Here is an 18,348-nt window from a genome sequence, read left to right on the forward strand (position 1 = left end):
TCAGCCGTCGACGCGGATCCGCTCGAGCGCTCCGCCGACGACGAGGTCGCGGATGCCGACGAAGTCCTGAGCGAGCGTGCAGCGGAGGCCTCCGCCGCGCTGGCCGAACCAGGGCTGGGCGATCTCGACGCGCACGAGCACGTTCGACCGGGTGAGGAACGTATGCCGTTCCGAGCCCTTGGGCAGCACGCCGACCGGCGGGAGCGAGCGTGCTTCGTAGGCCGTCCCGTAGGGGAAGAGCATCGTGCCGTCGAGAGCGCCGATCCGGTCCAGCGCAACGCCCGACGGCAGCTCGATGAGGAGCGAGCCGCTCGCCGCGCGGTCCTGCAGATCGGCGAAATGCGCCGTCGCATCCTGCACGGCGCGCTCGACCTCCGCCTCCGGCAGCGTCGTCTCCTCCGGGATCGGGCGGTCCAGGTACGCGAGCAGGAGCGTGGCGGCGGCGTCCTCGTCCGGCGCCGACCCGAGCGCGAAGGCGCGCCCGTAGTCGACAGTGTCCAGCAGCCATCCGTCGGCGTCGGGGGAGAGGCGCAGTGCACCCTCCAGCGCGGGGCCGTCGTCTCCGGGCAGGATCACCGCCCGAGGGTGCAGGGATCGGCGCGCGAGTTCCTGCCGCAGCGTGTCGAACATGCCTCGAGCCTAGCCAGCGCGTCCGCCGGGCGCGGGTCTCCGACATGGGCAGGACGACCCGCTGGCGCGCACGTCCCGGGTGCCGCGCAAGCGCATGGGCTGAACTCCCCATGCCGCGGACGGGGAGCGGATGGCCCGCGCCTCTAGCATGGAGGATCGCGAATGCCGTCGCGCCCGCGCGACGGCGAGGCAGGACCCACGGAGCGGAGCAGGACTGTGTCGACGACCGCGGACACCCTCGCGCAGCGCTGCGAGCGGCTGCGCGAGCCGGTGACCCAGCTGACCGCCGTGAGCATCGGCGCCGCGGTGAGCCCGACGGGCATCGCGGAGGCGCTCGTCGCGGCGCGCGAGGTGCAGGCCATCCTCGAGGATGACAGCTCGGGCATCGAGCCCGGAGCCTTCGCCGACTGGCTCCCGACGGCCCGTTCGACCGTGCGCGGCATGGTCGAGGCGCTCGAGCGCGGCGACGCCGCGGAGTCCTACCGGCTCTTCACCGACCAGTCCACGGGCTTCTACCGTCTCGCGCTCGGCTGCGCGGGATTCCCGGGGTGGTGAGGATGGCCCTGCAGGAGATCGAGCGCGGGCTCCTCCGCGCGCAGCCCGAGCGGTTCGCGCAGGAGCGCTCGCGACAGAAGCTCGTCGGGTACGGCATCGCCGCGGGCGTGCTGCTGCTCGCCGCGATCATCGGCACGGCGAGCCTGCCCGCGTTCTGGGCGCACTTCAGCGGGATGGCGCAGGCCGGGTACGACCCCGTGCGCCCGTTCCGCGGCGCGGGGATGGGGTTCGTGGGGGTCGTGATCGCCCTCGTGTTCCTGTGGCTCTTCGGCCTCCTCTTCGCCCATGCCGCGATCTTTCGCGCACGCAACTGGGTCGAGCGCGCGTCGGGTCACCGCATCCGCACGGGCCGGACCGCCCGGTTCGGGGACGTCGGCGCGTATGACCGCTGGCTCGCGCAGATCCAGTCCGGCGGCCTCGCGTCGTTCCCCGACGCGGCCGGCGGCGCCGGCGTGGGGAAGGCCATCCTGCAGACCGTCGAGGATCGCGAGGGCGGCCGTGTCTTCGTGTGGCTCGAGGCGGCCGACGGGCGCCACGCATCGTTCGAGTTCGAAGGCGCGCCCGCCCGGGCGCTGATGACGCCCGCGGGGTGACATGAGCGGCTGGGCGATCATCGACGCACGGGAGGCGGCGCCGGAGCCGACCCCCGTGAGCGTCGACCGCGCCGCTCAGCTCGGCCTCCGGGCCGCGCCGCTCGGGCGCCGCATCGGCGCGGCGGCGATCGACGCCCTCCCGGCCGCCGTGTTCGCGGCGCCGGTCGCGCTTGCTCCCCGCGCCATCCTCACCGGCGAGCTCCTCTGGATCCTCATCGCCGCGACGGGTGCGCTCCTCCTCGTCGTCTACGGGCTCGTGCAGCTCGCCTCGCACGGTTCGCGCGGTCAGACGTTCGGCAAGCAGCTGCTGCAGCTGCGCACCGTCCGCGCCGACACGCTCCGTCCGATCGGATTCTGGCGGGCGGTCCTCAAGGCCGGCATCCCCGTCTCTGCGGGCGTCGTGCCCGTGGTGGGAACCGCCGTCGTGCTGCTGTCGCCCCTGTGGGATCGCGAGGGACGCCGCCGCGGCTGGCACGATCATGCGGCGCGCGCGTGGCTCATCGACCTGCGCGCGGTCGACCCGACCGACCCGATCGCGTTCGAGGCCGCGCGCGGCCGGGCCAGGGCGCGCGTCGACGCCGCGCCCGCGCCATCCGCTGCCGCGCCATCCGCCGCGTCGGCACCATCCGCCGCGCCCGTGCCGTCCGCGCCGGCCGAGCCCGCGCCATCCGCACCGGCACAGGCGCGCGTGCGCCTCGACACGGGCGAGGAGTACCTCGTCTCGGGGCTCTGCCTCGTCGGCCGGATGCCCGCACCCGAGCCCGACGAGCGCGTCGCCTACGCGCTGCCCGTCCGCGACGACGCCCGCTCGGTGTCCAAGACCCATTTCGCCCTCGACGTGCGGGCCGAAGGGATGGCGGTCCTCGATCGCGGTTCCGGCAATGGCACGCGCGTCATCCGAACCGGCGTCGAGTACCCTGTCGCCGTCGGTGTCCCTGTTCCGATCCGCCCAGGCGACCGCATCCGCTTCGGCGATCGCACGATGGAGGTCCTCCATGTCTGACAACCTCATGAGCGCTCCCGACAGCGCTCCCACCGACACCGTCCCGGGGGCCGAGCGCCCGCTCCGCGTCGAGTTCGCCGGCGAGTGGTTCACGGTGAGCCCGAGAGCGCGCTTCTCGATCGGCCGCGAGGGCGACCTCGAGGTCGACGACAACCAGTACCTCCACCGGCACTTCCTCGAGCTGTCGTTCAACGACGGCCTCTGGTGGCTCGCGAACGTCGGGTCGCGCCTCGCGGCGACCGTCTCGAGCGCGGGCGGAGCGGTGCAGTCGTGGCTCTCGCCCGGCGCCCGCATGCCCGTCGTCTTCGCGCAGAGCGTGATCGTCTTCACCGCCGGCCCCACGACGTACGAGATCGGGCTGCACACGGAGGAGGCCCACTACGCGGTCTCGAGTCAGGTGCAGACGTCGATGAGCGGCGAGACGACCGTGATGCCGGTGAGCTTCACGCCCCTCCAGCGCGTGCTCATCGTCGCGCTCGCCGAGCCCATGCTGCGTCGCGAGGGCGTGAGCGTGAGCGAGCTGCCGTCGTCGAGCGCCGCGGCCGCGCGGCTCGGGTGGACGATGAGCAAGTTCAACCGCAAGCTCGACAACGTCTGCGACAAGCTCGACCGGATGGGCGTGCAGGGCCTGCGCGGAGGACCCGGCAAGCTCGCGACGAACCGCCGCGCGCGCCTCGTCGAGTACGCGGTGTCGTCGCAGCTCGTGACGCGCGCCGACCTGCCGCTCCTCGACGACGAGGCGCTGCGGAACTCGACCGAGGAGGACTGACCCGCCATCCGGTTGGATGGGGGGCATGCCCTCTCCTCGCGTCGTCGTGTGCGGCCCCTCCGCCTGGAACCACCTCATCGTGCTCGACCGGCTCCCCGAGCCCGTTCCGCACATGCAGTTCGCCGAGCGCGCGTGGCACACGGCGGGCGGCACATCGGCCGGCAAGGCGCTGCACCTCGCCGACCTGGGCGTCGACGTGCGCCTGCGGACGCCCGTCGGCGACGACGCCGACGGCGCGCGTCTTCTCGCGGCGCTCGAGGCGGCAGGGGTCACGGTCGACCGGGTCGCGTCGGAGCGCACCGAGCGCCACGTCAACCTCATGACGGACGCCGGCGCGCGCGTATCGCTGTACGTCTCGACGCCCACCACGCCGCCGTCGGCGGATGTCGACGCGGCCGCGCTCGCCGTGGCGGAGGCCGACATCGCCGTCGTCGACCTGAGCGAGCTCGGGATGCTGCTCGTCGAGCGGTCGCCCGCGACCCCGCTGTGGATCGACCTGCACGACTACGACGGCTCGTCGGCCTTCCACGAGCCGTTCGTCCGCGCGGCCGACGTCGTCTTCATGAACGACGACCGCACCGACGACCCCTGGGCCCTCATGCGGTCGTGCCTCGACCGCGGCCCGCGCCTGGCCGTCTGCACGCGCGGAGCGGAGGGCGCGGTGGCCCTGTCGGCGTCGGGCGAGCGGTTCGAGGTCCCGGCCGCACCCGCGACCGTGGTCGACACGAACGGCGCGGGCGACGCCTTCATGGCGGGCTTCCTCGCGGCGACGGCGCGCGGGGCGGCGGTCGACGAGGCCCTGCGCGCCGCCGCCGAGCAGGCCCGCATCGCGATCGGATCGCGGCACCTGCACCCCGCGCTCGAGAGCGCCGTCGGCGACTGAGCCCGCCCCTACCTCCCCAGCGCCTCCGCCACGAGATCCTGCACGCACGCGGCGCCGGCGAGCTGCCCCGACGCGACGGCGGCCGCGACCGCGTGCAGCGGCATCGGCAGGCCGGGCGGCTGCGCGATGTCGCCGGCGGCGTACACGCCCGCGCGGCTCGTGCGGCCGAAGCCGTCGACGACGATCGCTCCGCCGTCGCTCATGGCGAGCCCGAGGTCCGCGGCGAACGGCGCGGCCTGCCGCCACGCGGTCGACGTGAACATCCCCGCGAAGCGCTCGCTCGAGCCATCCGAGAACCGCGCGGCGACGCCATCGCCTTCCTGCGCGATCTCGGCGATCCGGCCCGATCGGATGGCGGCGCCCAGCCGCGTGAGCACGCCGGCCACCTCCGGGGCGACGGGCTCGTCACCGGGCAGGATGACCGTCTCGGCGGCGATCGGAGCGAGCATGGCGACGAGGCGCGGCGTGTGCTCGCTGGCCCCGATGATGCCGACGCGTCCGCCCGAGAACTCGTGCCCATGGCAGAACGGGCAGTGCGCGACGGCGTCGCCGAACGCGTCGGCGAGCCCCGGGATGGCCGGCAGCGCGTCGGCCACGCCCGTCGCGAGGATCACGCGGCCGGCGTCGATGCGATCGCCGTTCTCGAGCTCGAGGGCGAACGCTCCGAGGTCGCCCGTGACCGACACGACCTTCCCCTCGACCGACGTGATCGTCGGGTAGGCGGCGATCTCCTCGCGTGCCGCAGCCCGGAACGCGGCGGGCGGGCGTCCGTCGTTCGTGACGATGTTGTGCATCGCGCTCGTGGGGGCGTTGCGGTAGATGCCCGAGTCGATGAGCGCGGCCGAGCGGTGCATCCGGCCCAGTGTGAGGGCGGCCTGGAGGCCGGCCGGGCCTCCTCCGATGATCGCGACGTCGTGCATGTGCGGCTCCTTCCGGATGGTGCGGGTTGCGGGAGGAGGCCAGTGTGTGACTTCATGTCGACATGAAGTCAAGTGCGTGGACGGTCGGCGAGCTGGCGGAGCGTTTCGGGCTGGCGACGCACGTGCTGCGCCACTGGGAGGACCGCGGGCTCCTCGCGCCCGAGCGCGACAGCGCGGGGCGGCGCCGCTACGGCGAGGCCGACGCGTATCGCGTCGCGGTCATCATCGCGAGCAAGGCCGCCGGGATGAGCCTCGATCAGATCCGCGCGCTCGTCGACACGGGCGCGGCCGGGCGGCATGAGATCCTCGAGCGCCACCTCGCCGAGATCGACGAGAGCATGGCCGCGCTCGAGCGGGCGCGCGCGATGGCGCTGCACGCGCTCGAGTGCCGCGCGCACGACATCTCGACCTGCCCGAACTTCCGCGCGAACGTGGCCGACATCGTCGCGGGCACGCGTCGCGGCATGGGGTTCCCCGGCGTGCGAGCGCAGGAGAATCCGCCGAGAGCAGGACGGCAGGGGCCGATCGGTCCTGTCGCGGCGCGATCGTCCTGATCCCGCGCGGGCGCTGCGGCCATCCGCCGACGACGGATGGCCGGACCCGGCTCAGAGGTAGGTGCGCGTGAGCTGCTCGGCCAGGCCCGAGTAGGTCGCGGGCGTGAGCGCGAGCAGGCGCTGCTTCGCCTCGTCGCCGATGTCGAGGCCCTTCACGAACTCGGCCAGCTCGGCCGCGCCGACGCGGCGACCGCGCGTGAGCTCCTTGAGGAGCGCGTAGGGGTCGCTGATCTGCGAGCGGCCCGCGACGACCTCGGCGCGCACGACGGTCTGGATGGCCTCGCCGAGAACCTCCCAGTTGACGTCGAGGTCGGCGAGGAGCACGTCGCGCGAGAGCGAGATCTCGCCGAGACCCCGGCGCAGGTTGTCGAGCGCGAGCAGCGAGTGCCCGAACGCGACGCCGATGTTGCGCTGCGTCGTGGAGTCGGTGAGGTCGCGCTGGAGGCGCGACGTGACGAGCGTCTGCGCGAGCGTCGTGAAGATGCCGCCCGCGATCTCGAGGTTCGCCTCGGCGTTCTCGAAGCGGATCGGGTTGATCTTGTGCGGCATGGTCGAAGATCCGGTCGCGCCCGCGACGGGGATCTGCGCGAAGTAGCCGAGCGAGATGTACGTCCAGATGTCGCTCGCGAGGTTGTGCAGGATGCCGCCGGCGTGCTTCGCGCGGTCGTACAGCTCGACCTGCCAGTCGTGCGACTCGATCTGCGTCGTGACCGGGTTGAACGTGAGGCCGAGCGACTCGACGAAGTCGCGCGCGAGGTTCGGCCAGGCCACCTGCGGGTCGGCCGCGAGGTGGGCCGACCACGTGCCGGTCGCACCCGAGAACTTGCCGAGGTACTCGGTGCCCTCGATCTGCCGGATGACCCGCTCGAGGCGCCACACGAAGACGCCCAGCTCCTTGCCCATGGTGGTCGGCGTCGCGGGCTGTCCGTGCGTGCGCGAGAGCATGGGCGCGTCGGCGTGCTCGTGGGCGAGCGCGCGCAGGCGCTCGACGACCGCGCGCAGGGCCGGCAGCCAGACGCCGATGACGGCGCGCTTCACCGTGAGGGCGTACGAGAGGGAGTTGATGTCCTCGCTCGTGCAGCCGAAGTGCGTGAGCTCGGCGATCGCGTCGAGGCCGAGCTCGGACAGGCGGTCGCGCACGAGGTACTCGACGGCCTTGACGTCGTGGCGCGTGACGGCCTCGCGCTCGGCGAGCCAGTCGATCTCGGCCTGGCCGAAGGTGAGGTAGAGGGCCCGCAGCCGGTCCTTGTCCTCGCCCGACAGGGGCGCGGTGCCGAAGAGGGCGTTGTCGGTGAGGGCGATGATCCACTCGACCTCGACCTCGACGCGGGCGCGGTTGAGACCCGCCTCCGACAGATAGTCGCCGAGCGGCGAGACGACACCCTGGTAGCGGCCGTCGAGCGGGCTCAGGGGCTGGGTGGGGAATGCGGTCACGATGAGCCTCCGGTGACGGGCTGGCGCGCGCTCGCGTGCGGATGGCGGAAGGGAGCGGCGGGACAGCGGCGTGGCTGGCCCTCCCGATCATACTCAGCGCGGCATCGCGGCCCCTCACCGCGTGCACAGGCGGGCGACACGCGCGCGGGCCATCCACGCGCCCGCTCCGTCGTCTTCCCGGGCCGCCGTCCGCACGATCCTGGACGCATGATGACGCAAGACGAGCTGGCCGCGATGATCGAGATCGCCCAGCGCAGGATGGACGAGATCGCCGGCGAGCTGCGCGAGGTGGCGGCGTCGGTCGAGGGCGTGTCGCTGCTCACGACGTGGCGGTCGGAGGCGGCCGACCGGTTCCGCGCGTCCGCCAGGGACCTCCTCACCGCCCTGCACAGCGCGGCGTTCCGGTGCGAGGCCGAGGCGCGGGCGCTGCCGTCCGCCGCGGCGACGGTGCTCTTCCCCGCGGCATGATCGACGTCGGCTCGGGCGGCGCCGTGGCCGTCGATCCCTCGGAGCTGCGCACCCTCGCGGCGCAGCTGGATGGCGACGCCGCTCGGCTGGGCGACCTCGCGCGCGAGATCGGCGGCGTCGCGCACCTGCTCGGCGACGTGCTCGCGGCGGTCGAGGGGCTGCACGCGTGCGCCTCGACCGTCGCGGCGGACGCGGCATCCGCCGGAGACATCGCGCGGGCGATGCGCTTCGCCGCCGACACCTACGAGATGGTCGAGCTGCAGGCGCGCGCGCTCATGGAGCAGCAGGACGCAGACGCGCGAGGCCCGCTCGCCGAGCTCCTGCGGATGCGCCAGGAGCAGCTCGAGCAGCGGAGCCCCGGTGCGGGTGAGGAGGCGGAGCGCCTGCTGAGCGCGTGGCGCGCCGAGCACGGCGGCGAGTTCCTGCGGCAGATCGACCGGGGCCCTGGCTGGCTGCTCGGGATGTTCGGCCTCTCTGCTCCGCTCATGTTCGCGCCCGTGCCGTTCATCATCCAGGGGCTGCGCCGCGCGCGCACGGGGCGGATCCCCGACGGCACCTCCCTGCGCGGGCGCGCCCCCGAGCCGGTGATGCGGCCGGGGGCACGCGGGGAGCCGGGGCGCGCTCCGCTGTCGTTCGGCGATCTCGCGTCCCGCGTGCCCGACGGCGATGACGCGACGATCCGCGTCGAGCGGTACACGCTCGCGGATGGCCGCCGCGAGTTCGCCGTGTACGTCGCGGGCACGCAGGGCGAGAGCGGCACGGTGCTCGACTGGGACTCGAACGTGCGCCTCTACAGCGGCGAGCGGTCGCAGGCGTACGAGGCCGTCGAGCGCGCCCTCGAGGAGGCGGGGGCGCGGCCGGGCGACGTGCTGCACGCGGCCGGGTTCTCGCAGGGCGGCATGATCGCGGGCTGGCTGGCGGCCGAGGGGCGCTACGACGTGCAGACGCTCGTGACCCTCGGCGCGCCCATGGAGCTCGACACCCGCTCCGACACGGTCGTGGTCACGGTGCGCCACGACGACGACCCGTTCCCGCTGCTCGTGGGCGGCGGGGCGCCGCATGCGCCCGGCTCCGACCGGAGCGTGCTCATCGAGCGCACGCTCGACCCGGCGAGCACGCCGTTCGACGTCGCGATCCCCGCGCATCGCCTCGAGGCGTACATCGAGACGATGCGCTCGTTCGACGCCTCGGGGGATCCGAGGGTCGCCGCGCTCGGCGAGCGCCTCGCGCACCTGCAGGAGGCGCCGACCGTCGAGGTGTTCGACTTCCGGCCCGAGAAGTCGCCCGAGCGGTCGGCGCGGGAGGGAGGCGGTGCGTTCTGACCCGCGTCAGCGGGCGCGCTTCTGCTGCGGGCGCAGGATGACGCCGAACAGCCAGTTGATGATGCTGATGAGGATGCCGGCGAGCACGGCTGGCCAGAACCCGTCGAGGCCGAGACCCCATCCCCACGACGACATCACCCAGGCCGTGACCCACAGCAGCACGCCGTTGAGCAGGAGGGAGATGAGGCCTAGCGTCAGGATGAACAGCGGGAAGGCGACGATCTTGATCGCCGTGCCCACGATCGTGTTCACGATCGCGAAGACCGCCGCGATCGCGAGCAGCGTGAGCACGAGCTGCAGGTCGCCGCCCGGCGCGAACGGCGTCACGGTGACATGCAGGAACGGGATGAGGCTCACGATCCAGATCGCGAACGCGTTGACGACGACGCGGATGACGAAGCGCATGCCCGCAGTCTTCCACCGCCGTCTGCATCCGCGCTGGCCATCCGGCGGCGGTCCCTAGAATCGACCCGTGACCACGCCAGAGCCCGTCCTCCCGCGCATCCGTCCCGAGATCGCGGCCCTCCCGCCGTATCGCCAGGGCAAGGCCGCGGGCGTCGGCGGGTTCAAGGTCTCGAGCAACGAGAATCCGTTCGACCCGCTTCCGAGCGTCGTCGAGGCCGTCCGCGGGGCGTCGGCGCTGAACCGCTACCCTGACGCCACGGCCGCCCGCCTGCGCGAGAAGCTCGCCGAGCGCTGCGGCGTCACGGCCGACGGCGTCATCGTCGGGGCGGGCAGCGTGTCGCTGCTCGCCGCGTTCATCCAGGCCGCCGCGGGGGCGGGCGACGAGGTCGTCTACGCGTGGCGATCGTTCGAGGCGTACCCGAGCCTCGTCCTCGTCGCGGGCGCGACGGGCGTGCAGGTGCCGCTGCTGCCCGACGGGCGCCACGATCTCGACGCGATGGCGGCCGCCGTCACCGATCGCACGCGCGTCATCCTGCTCTGCACGCCGAACAACCCCACCGGGCCGATCATCACGGCGGCCGAGTTCGCGGCGTTTATCGCGCGGGTCCCCGCCGACGTCCTCGTGCTCCTCGACGAGGCCTACGCCGAGTTCGTGACCGACGCGGCGCGCGTCGACGGGCTCGCCGAGCGCGTCTTCGAAGCGCACCCGAACGTCGTCGTCCTCCGCACCTTCTCGAAGGCCTACGGGCTCGCGGCGCTCCGCGTCGGCTACGCGATCGGGCACCCGCGCGTGCTCGACGCGGCCCGCAGCACGGCCATCCCGCTGTCGGTGACCGCGCACGCCGAGGAGGCGGCGCTCGCGAGCCTCGACGCGGCCGACGAGCTCGAGGCGCGCGTCGCCGAGATCGTCGCCCGGCGCGACGATCTCGCCGCGCGACTGCGCGAGCTCGGATGGCGCGTGCCGGCCGCCGAGGGGAACTTCGTGTGGCTGGACGGAGCGGATCAGGCGATCGCAGACGCGTTCGAGGAGGCCGGCATCATCGTGCGGCCGTTCCCCGAGGGCATCCGGATCTCGGTCGGCGAGCCCGAGGCCGTCGAGCGCATCCTCGAGGTCGCCGCGGCCGTCGCGCCGGGTCTCTGATCCTCCGCGCATCCGCCGCGGCGCATACGACTGTGGGGTGCGGACCACGAAATCGGCGATCCGTTGTCCGCCGTGTTCCCCCGCCCGACCGCCGCAGGGCGATTAGCGTGGAGAAGTGACTTCGTCAGACTTCCTGACCGACCCGGAGACGGTTCGCGTCCTGGCCCCGGACGGGACCTTCGCGCCGTCCCCCGCGGCGGAGCGGTACCTGCCCGTGATCGAAGCGCTCGGCGACGCCGATCTCGAGCAGCTCTACCGAGACATGGCCGTCATCCGCGCGTTCGACCAGCAGGCGACGCTCCTGCAGCGGCAGGGGCAGCTCGCCCTGTGGCCGCCGTCGTTCGGGCAGGAGGCCGCGCAGGTCGGGTCCGCGCGCGCGACGCGCCCCCACGACCACGTCTTCCCGTCGTATCGCGAGCACGTTGTCGCGCGCATCCGCGGCGTCGACCCGATCGACATCATCAAGCTCATGCGCGGCCTCACGCACGGCGGGTGGAACCCGTGGGAGGAGCGCAACGGCAACACGCACATCTACACGCTCGTGCTCGGCTCGCAGACGCTGCACGCGACCGGCTTCGGGATGGGCCTGAACTTCGACGGCAAGACCGGATCGGGCGACCCCGAAAAGGACGAGGCCGTGATCGTCTACTACGGCGACGGCGCATCGAGCGAGGGCGACGTGCACGAGGCGATGGTGTTCGCCGCCTCGTACAAGAGCCCGACCGTCTTCTTCCTGCAGAACAACCAGTGGGCGATCTCGGTTCCGGTCGCGACCCAGGCCAGCGCGCCGTTCGCCGCGCGCGCGGCCGGCTACGGCATCGGCTCGGTCCGGATCGACGGCAACGACGTGCTCGCGAGCTACGCCGCGACGCGTGTGGCGCTCGACGAGGCGCGCTCGACGCCCGGACCGCGTGCGATCGAGGCGGTCACCTACCGCCGCGGCGCGCACACGACGAGCGACGACCCCACGAAGTACCGCACGGAGGACGAGGAGGCCGCCTGGGCGCAGCGCGACCCGATCGCCCGCATGCGCGCGTACCTCCTCGCGCGCGGGGCATCCGAGGCCTTCTTCGCCGAGGTCGATGCCGAGGGCGCCGACCTCGCCGCCGACGTGCGCAAGCGCACGGTCGAGCTGCCGGCGCCCGTGCCCGCCGACATGTTCGCGCACGTCTACGCCGATCCGCACCCCCTCATGGACGAGCAGAGCCGCTGGCTCGCCGACTACGAGGCCTCGTTCGAGGAGGGACGCGCATGACCCTCGAGACCCTGACCTTCGCGAAGGCACTCAACGCCGGCCTGCGCCAGGCGATGGCCGACGACCCGCGCGTGCTCATGATGGGCGAGGACATCGGCCGCCTCGGCGGCGTGTTCCGCATCACCGAGGGCCTGCTCGCGGAGTTCGGCGAGCAGCGCGTCCTCGACACCCCGCTCGCCGAGTCGGGCATCGTCGGCACCGCGATCGGCCTCGCGATGAACGGCTTCCGCCCCGTCGTCGAGATCCAGTTCGACGGCTTCGTGTTCCCGGCGTTCGACCAGATCACGACGCAGCTCGCGAAGCTCACGAACCGGCACGAGGGCGCCCTGTCGCTGCCCGTCGTCATCCGCATCCCGTACGGCGGTCACATCGGCGCGATCGAGCACCACCAGGAGAGCCCCGAGGCGTACTTCACGCACACCCCGGGTCTGCGGGTCGTGAGCCCCTCGACGCCGAACGATGCCTACTGGATGATCCAGGACGCCATCCGCTCGAACGACCCCGTGATCTTCATGGAGCCGAAGAGCCGCTATTGGCCCAAGGGCGAGGTCGACCGCAGCGAGCGGCCCGCGCCCCTGCACGCGAGCCGGATCGTGCGGCGCGGCACCGACGTGACGCTGGTCGGCCACGGTGCGATGGTCACGACGCTCCTGCAGGCCGCCGCGCTCGCCGAGGCGGAGGGCACGAGCTGCGAGGTCGTCGACCTGCGCTCGCTCTCGCCCGTCGACTACGGGCCGATCATCGACTCCGTGAGCGCGACCGGCCGCATGGTCTACGCGCAGGAGGCGCCGCAGTTCACGAGCCTCGGCAGCGAGATCGCGGCGACCGTCGCGGAGCGCGCCTTCTACTCGCTCGAGGCGCCCGTGCTGCGCGTCTCGGGATTCGACGTCCCCTTCCCGCCCGCCAAGCTCGAGGGCGCCTTCCTGCCCGACGCCGACCGCGTGCTCGAAGCCGTGGACCGCGCGCTCGCGTACTGAGAGGATCGACGGATGCAGACCTTCCACCTCCCCGACGTCGGCGAGGGCCTGACCGAGGCCGAGCTCGTCGCGTGGCGCGTCAAGCCCGGCGACGCGCTCCAGGTCAACGACGTCGTCGCCGACATCGAGACGGCGAAGTCGGTCGTCGAGCTGCCCTCGCCCTACGCGGGGGTCGTCGGCGAGCTCCTCGTGTCGGAGGGCGAGACGGTCGACGTCGGAACCGCCATCATCACGATCGCGGAGGCCGACGCGGCCCCCGAGGAGCCCCGAGGAGCTGCGGATGGCGCTGCCGCGAAGGAGGGCGGCGGCTCGGTCCTCGTCGGGTACGGATCGGGGGGCGAGGCGTCGACGCGCCGACGCCGCAAGCGCCCCGAGACACCGCCCGCGAAGCCCGCCGGCGTGCTCGCGAAGCCGCCCGTGCGCAAGCTCGCACGCGACCTCGGCGTCGACCTGTCGGAGGTGCGCGCCACGGGCCAGTCCGGCGAGGTGACGCGCGACGACGTCGTGCGCCACGCCGAGCAGGCGTCGGTGTTCCGCAACATCTCCACGCCCGAGTGGTCGCCCGTCCGCGAGGAGAAGATCCCCGTGGCCGAGCCCGCGGCCCCCGAGGCCCAGCCCTGGACATCCGATCCCTCCCGCGTCGAGTCGATCCCGGTCAAGGGCGTCCGCAAGGCGACCGCGAACGCCATGGTCGGATCCGCGTACTCGGCGCCGCACGTGTCGGTGTGGACCGACGTCGACGCGAGCCGGACGATGGAGTACGTCAAGCGGCTGAAGGCGTCGCCCGACTTCGCCGACGTCAAGGTCTCCCCGCTGCTCATCATGGCGCGCGCCGTCATCTGGGCGGTGCGCCGCACGCCGATGATCAACGCGGCGTGGGTCGAGGAGGAGGACGGCGCGAAGATCCACGTGCGCCACTACGTCAACCTCGGCATCGCGGCGGCGACCCCGCGCGGCCTGCTCGTACCGAACATCAAGGACGCGCAGAGCATGTCGATGCGCGACCTCGCGAAGGCGCTCGAGCGGCTCACCGTCACGGCGCGCGAGGGCAAGACGACGCCCGAGGACCAGCGCGACGGCACGATCACGATCACGAACATCGGGGTGTTCGGGATGGACGCCGGCACGCCGATCATCAACCCGGGCGAGGCCGGCATCATCGCGATGGGGGCCATCCGCCAGAAGCCGTGGGTCGTCGACGGCGAGGTGCGTCCGCGCTGGGTGACGACCGTGTCGGGGTCGTTCGACCACCGCATCATCGACGGCGACAAGATCAGCCGGTTCATCGCCGACATCGCGTCGGTGCTCGAGGAGCCGGCGCTCCTGCTCGACTGACCGCGCCGGGCTCAGTCCGCGCCGGCACCCTCCCACGCGGGGAACGGGTCGGGCAGGCCGGCCCACGCCTCGGGCCCGGCGGCGAACTCGTCGTCCGTGAGGCACGCCGCGTCGAGGGCGGCCACGAGGCCGGCGCGATCGAGGTCGAGGCCGATGAACGCGAGGTCCTGCCCGGCGGCGAGCAGCTCGTCATCGACGCCCAGGTCGTCGTCGGTCGCGAGGGGCTGGAACGACAGCATCCGCCCGACGTGCTCCCAGTGCGCCGTGACGTGCGGCCGCGTCGCGAGGCGGCAGAAGCCGGCCGAGCGGAGCACCGTCCCGAAGGCGCCCGCTTCGACGGGGCCGTCGAGCAGGGCCGCGAGACGACCGGGGTGGAACGGGCGCAGCGCCTCGTAGCGCAGCGCGCTCACGCGCGCGTCGGTCATGTGCGGTGCATGGTCGTCGTTGAGCACGGCGATCCACCCCGGGCGCTCCTGCACGGCGGCGTACTCGGTGCGGAGCTCGGGCGCGGACGACGGCGCCGGATGGAGGCGCAGGCGGCAGCGAGGGCTCAGTGCGCTCACGATCGCGAGCGCGAGCGACAGGTCGGGCGTCGAGAGGCGCTCCCAGCCCACGAGGACGACGGTCGAGGCGTACTCGATCTGCGTCACGGCCGCGAGCGCGGCGGCCCGCAGCGTCCTGCCCCCGTCGGGCGCTCGATAGGCCAGGTAGTCGTCGCGCCCGAGATCGTCGAGCAGGTGCGGCGCATCGACGACGCACGTGACGCCGACGAGGCGGGCGGGCGACGACGGATGCGCGAACTCGCCGATGATCTCGGTCGTCGGCGTGCCCGTGGGGAATTCGATCACGGCGCCCGCACGGGTCTCCACCCACGGCGCAAGGGCGATCGCCTCGTCGACGGGGTCGAGCGAGACGGCCAGGCGCGACGCGGGGATGACCGTGCGCGCCGTGTGCTCGGCCGTCTCGACCGCGTATCGGAGGCGCTCCGGCGGGCACGTGCCGACCACGGCGACGACGTCGATCTGCGGCATGAGGTGGTCCTTCCGTTGGGCAGGCGGGTCTGCACACGCTACCTTAGTGAGAACCATTCTCACTAACGGAGGTCGCCATGAAGGTCCGCGCATCCCTCAAGTCGCTCAAGAATCAGCCGGGGGCGCAGGTCGTGCGCCGTCGGGGCCGCGTCTACGTCATCAACAAGCTCAACCCGCGCTTCAAAGGCCGACAGGGTTGACGGGACCCGTTGCGGCGCGGCGCACGCTCCGCACCGGCGGCGTCGCCCTCGGCGTGACTGCATCCGTCCTCGCCGTCCTCCTCGTGGCCGCCGGGCTCGGGCCCATCCCGACCGCTCCCGTCGACGTGCTCGGCGCCCTCTCGCGCGCAACGCAGGGTGCGCCCGCCTCGGGCGTCGAGGCGCTCATCCTCAGCGTGCGTCTGCCGCGCGTCGTCGTGGCGGCCCTCGTCGGCGCCGCGCTCGCGGTGAGCGGCGTCGTCATGCAGGCGGTCTTCCGCAACCCGCTCGCCGAGCCCGGCATCGTGGGCGTGTCGAGCGGAGCGGCCGTCGGCGCCGTGGTCGCGGTCGTCGCCGGGGGAGCCGCGGCCGCGTGGTGGGCGCTGCCGCTGAGCGCCTTCGTCGGCGCCCTCGCGGCGACGCTCGCCGTGCAGGGTGTGGCGGGACTCGCGGGTGGGGCGCCGACGACGCTCGTCCTCGTCGGCATCGCGTTCAATGCGCTCCTCGGCGCGGTCGTCGCGGCCCTTCTCGCGAACGCGTCGGACACCTCCGCGGTGCAGCGCGCCCTGTTCTGGCTCAACGGCGATCTGACGGCGCGGACGTGGGGCGACGCAGGGGTCGCCGCCGCGCCCATCCTCGTCTGCACGGCCGTGCTCTGCCGCGCGGGGGCCGTGCTCGACCTGCTCTCCCTCTCGGAGGAGCAGGCGGCTGCGACCGGTGTGCCGGCGGTGGCGGCCCGCCAGGCGCTGCTCGCGACGGCCGCACTCGCGACGGCCGCCGCGGTCGCGGTGACCGGGGTCATCTCGTTCGTCGGACTCGTCGTCCCGCACCTCGTCCGCCTCGTGGTCGGCGGACCGCATCGGCGCCTCCTGCCGCTGTCGGCCGCCGCGGGTGCGGTTTTCCTCGTCGTGGCCGACTCCGCAGCGCGCCTGCTCTTTGACCCTGTCGTGCTCCAGACGGGCACGGTCACGGCTCTGGTCGGCGCGCCCGTGCTGCTGCTTCTCGTCGTCCGACGCCGCCGAGGCGCCGCGTGAGCGCGCTGCGTGCGGAATCCGTCGGCGTCCGGCGCGACGGGCGAAGACTCCTCGACAATGTGCGCATCGCGATCGCTCCGGGCGAGGTCCACGGCATCATCGGCCCGAACGGCGCGGGCAAGTCGACGCTGCTGCGCGCCCTCGCCGGGACGATCGCGGTGACGGATGGCGCGGTGCGCGCCGACGAGGAGGATCTCGCGTGGATGTCGGCGCGCCGACGCGCCCGATTCCGAGCTCTCCTGCCGCAGGACACCGGATCCGGAGACGACCTCACCGTGCGCGACCTCGTGCAGATGGGCCGCTACGCGCACCGCGCGCCGTGGGGCGCGGCACACCCCGAAGATCATCGTGCGACGGAGGCCGCGCTCGAGCGCACCGGCATCGCGGAGCTCGCCTCCCGCCCGGTCGCGACCCTCTCGGGAGGGCAGCGCCGCCTCGCCTTCCTCGCGAAGGCGCTCGCACAGGACCCCCGTGTGCTGCTCCTCGACGAGCCGCTCGCCGGGCTGGACCCGCGCCACCAGCTCGACGCGCTCGCCGTCGTGCGCGCGCTCGCGGACGACGGCGTCGGCGTGGGCCTCGTCCTGCACGATCTCGAGCTCGCTTCGCGCGTGTGCACCCGCCTCACCCTGGTCGCCGACGGGTGCGTCGTCGCGACCGGCGCCCCCGCCGAGGTGCTCGCGCCCGATCTGATCGCCGACGTGTACGGCGTGCGCGCCGACGTCTCCCCCGACCCCGCGACCGGCGGGCTCCGCATCGCCATGATCGCGAGTCTGCCGTCCGCACCGCGGCCGTCCGCGGCCATCCCGACACCCTCCAGGAGCTCCTGATGAAGAACGTCCTCTCCCGTGCCGCCGCCGCGCTCGCCTGCGGTCTCGCCATCGCGGCGATCGCCGGATGCGCTCCGTCTGCGCTCGCCGAATCCGCGGAGACGACCGTGCCGGCGAGGCCCGCCGCCGACTGGCCGCGCACCGTCGAGGTAGGCGGAGCCGCGGTCGAGATCGCGGCGTCGCCCGAGCGCATCGTCGCCCTCTCCACCGAGACGGGCGACCTCGCCCTCCAGCTCGTGGGCCCCGAGCGCGTGGCGGCCGTCGCGAGCGGGAGCGTGACCGAGGGAACCGGCAATGCGATCGAGGAGGCGCGCGAGGTCGAGACCGTGCTCGCGCCCGGCACGGCGCCCGATCCCGAGCAGATCCTCTCTCTCGACCCCGACCTCGTCATCCTGACCGGACGACACGAGGGGGAGGCCGCTGCGGCCGAACTCCTTCAGGCCTCCGGCGTGCCGTCCCTTGCGTTCGCCGCCGCCGACTTCCAGACCTTCGACGCCGTCCTCGACAGCATCTCGGTGCTCGGGGACGCGCTCGGCGCCGAGGACGAGGCCGCGCGGATCACCGACCGGATGGCCGCGGAGCGCGACGAGATCGCATCGGCGGTCGCCTCAGCCGACCGTGCGCCGGAGGTTCTGCTCCTCATGGCGCGCGGGGGCCAGCTCATGATCCAGCCCGCGTCGACGCTCATGGCCGATCTCGTCCGCACGGCGGGCGGCGAGCCCGTCGGCGCAGGCGACAGCGCGCGACCGGCCGACCCCGAGCAGGTGGCCGTGCTCGACCCCGAGGTGATCATCGTCGAGGACTTCCGCGGCGCCGGTCTCGAACCGTTCCGTCCGCTGCTCGACTCCCCGGCCGTCGCCGAGGTCACCGCCATCCGCGAGAGCGAGGTGCACGCGGTCAGCGGTGCGATTGCGACCGGCGCGGCGGGCTCCCGCGCGGCCGAGGGACTCGCCGAGATCGCGCGCATCCTCCACCCCGGCGCCTTCTGACGATCGCGCCACCCGATTCGAGAACG

The 18,348-nt window shown here is 73.3% G+C and carries 21 protein-coding genes; 16 read left to right on the plus strand and 5 right to left on the minus strand.

All coding sequences use genetic code 11. The annotated features are described in order from the left end of the window. Nucleotides 1-630: a TNT domain-containing protein gene (locus M1D56_RS00310; RefSeq protein ID WP_456284288.1), complete on the minus strand. Its 630-nt coding sequence runs from the start codon at nt 628-630 to the stop codon at nt 1-3. A 162-nt stretch (nt 631-792) separates the two neighbouring features. On the opposite strand from M1D56_RS00310, the gene M1D56_RS00315 reads away from it, so the two are divergent. The 5 genes from M1D56_RS00315 to M1D56_RS00335 are packed head-to-tail and all read left to right on the plus strand — an operon-like array spanning nt 793 to nt 4,433. Then, a complete protein-coding gene (locus tag M1D56_RS00315) occupies nt 793-1,185 on the plus strand; it encodes a hypothetical protein (protein ID WP_324013188.1) in 393 nt (130 codons plus the stop codon). A 2-nt stretch (nt 1,186-1,187) separates the two neighbouring features. Continuing rightward, complete coding sequence (locus tag M1D56_RS00320; protein ID WP_456284289.1) at nt 1,188-1,778, plus strand: hypothetical protein; 591 nt, start codon at nt 1,188-1,190, stop codon at nt 1,776-1,778. 1 nt (nt 1,779) lies between these two features. Further along, on the plus strand, nt 1,780-2,781 hold the full coding sequence (locus M1D56_RS00325) for an RDD family protein (RefSeq protein ID WP_456284290.1): 1,002 nt from the start codon (nt 1,780-1,782) through the stop codon (nt 2,779-2,781). A gap of 7 nt (nt 2,782-2,788) precedes the next feature. Beyond that, nucleotides 2,789-3,550 (plus strand): FHA domain-containing protein, encoded by a 762-nt coding sequence (locus tag M1D56_RS00330; RefSeq protein WP_271172683.1) that lies wholly within the window; start codon nt 2,789-2,791, stop codon nt 3,548-3,550. Nucleotides 3,551-3,575: 25 nt separating this feature from the next. Further along, nucleotides 3,576-4,433 (plus strand): carbohydrate kinase family protein, encoded by an 858-nt coding sequence (locus M1D56_RS00335; protein WP_456284291.1) that lies wholly within the window; start codon nt 3,576-3,578, stop codon nt 4,431-4,433. Nucleotides 4,434-4,441: 8 nt separating this feature from the next. On the opposite strand, the gene M1D56_RS00340 is transcribed toward M1D56_RS00335, so the two are convergent. Then, nucleotides 4,442-5,353, minus strand: coding sequence for an NAD(P)/FAD-dependent oxidoreductase (locus tag M1D56_RS00340; RefSeq protein WP_456284292.1), 912 nt, complete (start codon nt 5,351-5,353; stop codon nt 4,442-4,444). A gap of 62 nt (nt 5,354-5,415) precedes the next feature. On the opposite strand from M1D56_RS00340, the gene M1D56_RS00345 reads away from it, so the two are divergent. After that, entirely contained in the window at nt 5,416-5,907 is a 492-nt protein-coding gene (locus tag M1D56_RS00345) for a MerR family transcriptional regulator (protein WP_456284293.1), read from the plus strand. A gap of 51 nt (nt 5,908-5,958) precedes the next feature. Here the strand turns inward: M1D56_RS00345 and purB are convergent, their stop codons facing one another. Continuing rightward, entirely contained in the window at nt 5,959-7,341 is a 1,383-nt protein-coding gene (gene purB / locus M1D56_RS00350) for an adenylosuccinate lyase (RefSeq protein WP_271172627.1), read from the minus strand. Between the two features lie 207 nt (nt 7,342-7,548). On the opposite strand from purB, the gene M1D56_RS00355 reads away from it, so the two are divergent. Both M1D56_RS00355 and M1D56_RS00360 read left to right on the plus strand, forming a co-directional pair. Further along, the gene (locus M1D56_RS00355; RefSeq protein ID WP_271172628.1) at nt 7,549-7,809 is read left to right on the plus strand and encodes a hypothetical protein; all 261 of its coding nucleotides are present in this window, start codon (nt 7,549-7,551) and stop codon (nt 7,807-7,809) included. After that, on the plus strand, nt 7,806-9,131 hold the full coding sequence (locus M1D56_RS00360; RefSeq protein ID WP_456284294.1) for a hypothetical protein: 1,326 nt from the start codon (nt 7,806-7,808) through the stop codon (nt 9,129-9,131). Before M1D56_RS00355 ends, M1D56_RS00360 begins: the two co-directional genes overlap by 4 nt. 6 nt (nt 9,132-9,137) lie before the next feature. On the opposite strand, the gene M1D56_RS00365 is transcribed toward M1D56_RS00360, so the two are convergent. After that, the gene (locus M1D56_RS00365) at nt 9,138-9,536 is read right to left on the minus strand and encodes a phage holin family protein (protein WP_271172630.1); all 399 of its coding nucleotides are present in this window, start codon (nt 9,534-9,536) and stop codon (nt 9,138-9,140) included. Between the two features lie 67 nt (nt 9,537-9,603). Here M1D56_RS00365 and M1D56_RS00370 point away from each other — a divergent pair, with 67 nt between their 5' ends. From M1D56_RS00370 to M1D56_RS00385, 4 genes are all read left to right on the plus strand, one after another. Then, nucleotides 9,604-10,677 carry a histidinol-phosphate transaminase gene (locus M1D56_RS00370; protein WP_455969275.1) on the plus strand — a complete coding sequence of 358 codons (1,074 nt, stop codon included), beginning with the start codon at nt 9,604-9,606 and terminating at the stop codon, nt 10,675-10,677. 115 nt (nt 10,678-10,792) lie between these two features. Then, nucleotides 10,793-11,932: a thiamine pyrophosphate-dependent enzyme gene (locus M1D56_RS00375; protein WP_456284295.1), complete on the plus strand. Its 1,140-nt coding sequence runs from the start codon at nt 10,793-10,795 to the stop codon at nt 11,930-11,932. Beyond that, nucleotides 11,929-12,909, plus strand: coding sequence for an alpha-ketoacid dehydrogenase subunit beta (locus M1D56_RS00380; RefSeq protein WP_271172633.1), 981 nt, complete (start codon nt 11,929-11,931; stop codon nt 12,907-12,909). The genes M1D56_RS00375 and M1D56_RS00380 overlap by 4 nt, the downstream gene beginning before the upstream one ends. Before the next feature lie 12 nt (nt 12,910-12,921). Further along, on the plus strand, nt 12,922-14,244 hold the full coding sequence (locus M1D56_RS00385; RefSeq protein ID WP_456284296.1) for a dihydrolipoamide acetyltransferase family protein: 1,323 nt from the start codon (nt 12,922-12,924) through the stop codon (nt 14,242-14,244). Between the two features lie 11 nt (nt 14,245-14,255). Here M1D56_RS00385 and M1D56_RS00390 read toward each other — a convergent pair whose 3' ends face one another. Continuing rightward, complete coding sequence (locus tag M1D56_RS00390; protein WP_324013170.1) at nt 14,256-15,275, minus strand: GTP-binding protein; 1,020 nt, start codon at nt 15,273-15,275, stop codon at nt 14,256-14,258. 77 nt (nt 15,276-15,352) lie between these two features. On the opposite strand from M1D56_RS00390, the gene ykgO reads away from it, so the two are divergent. Genes ykgO through M1D56_RS00410 form a run of 4 tightly spaced genes read left to right on the plus strand, consistent with a single transcriptional unit; the run spans nt 15,353 to nt 18,322 of the window. Next, nucleotides 15,353-15,475, plus strand: coding sequence for a type B 50S ribosomal protein L36 (gene ykgO, locus M1D56_RS00395; protein WP_067949122.1), 123 nt, complete (start codon nt 15,353-15,355; stop codon nt 15,473-15,475). Further along, nucleotides 15,472-16,506 (plus strand): FecCD family ABC transporter permease, encoded by a 1,035-nt coding sequence (locus M1D56_RS00400; RefSeq protein WP_456284297.1) that lies wholly within the window; start codon nt 15,472-15,474, stop codon nt 16,504-16,506. Before ykgO ends, M1D56_RS00400 begins: the two co-directional genes overlap by 4 nt. After that, nucleotides 16,503-17,333: an ABC transporter ATP-binding protein gene (locus M1D56_RS00405; protein ID WP_456284298.1), complete on the plus strand. Its 831-nt coding sequence runs from the start codon at nt 16,503-16,505 to the stop codon at nt 17,331-17,333. The genes M1D56_RS00400 and M1D56_RS00405 overlap by 4 nt, the downstream gene beginning before the upstream one ends. Then, nucleotides 17,333-18,322, plus strand: a complete 990-nt coding sequence (locus M1D56_RS00410; RefSeq protein ID WP_456284299.1) for an ABC transporter substrate-binding protein — start codon at nt 17,333-17,335, stop codon at nt 18,320-18,322. The genes M1D56_RS00405 and M1D56_RS00410 overlap by 1 nt, the downstream gene beginning before the upstream one ends. The last annotated feature ends 26 nt before the right edge of the window (nt 18,323-18,348 follow it).

The sequence above is a fragment of the Microbacterium sp. JZ101 genome, from assembly GCF_053903175.1.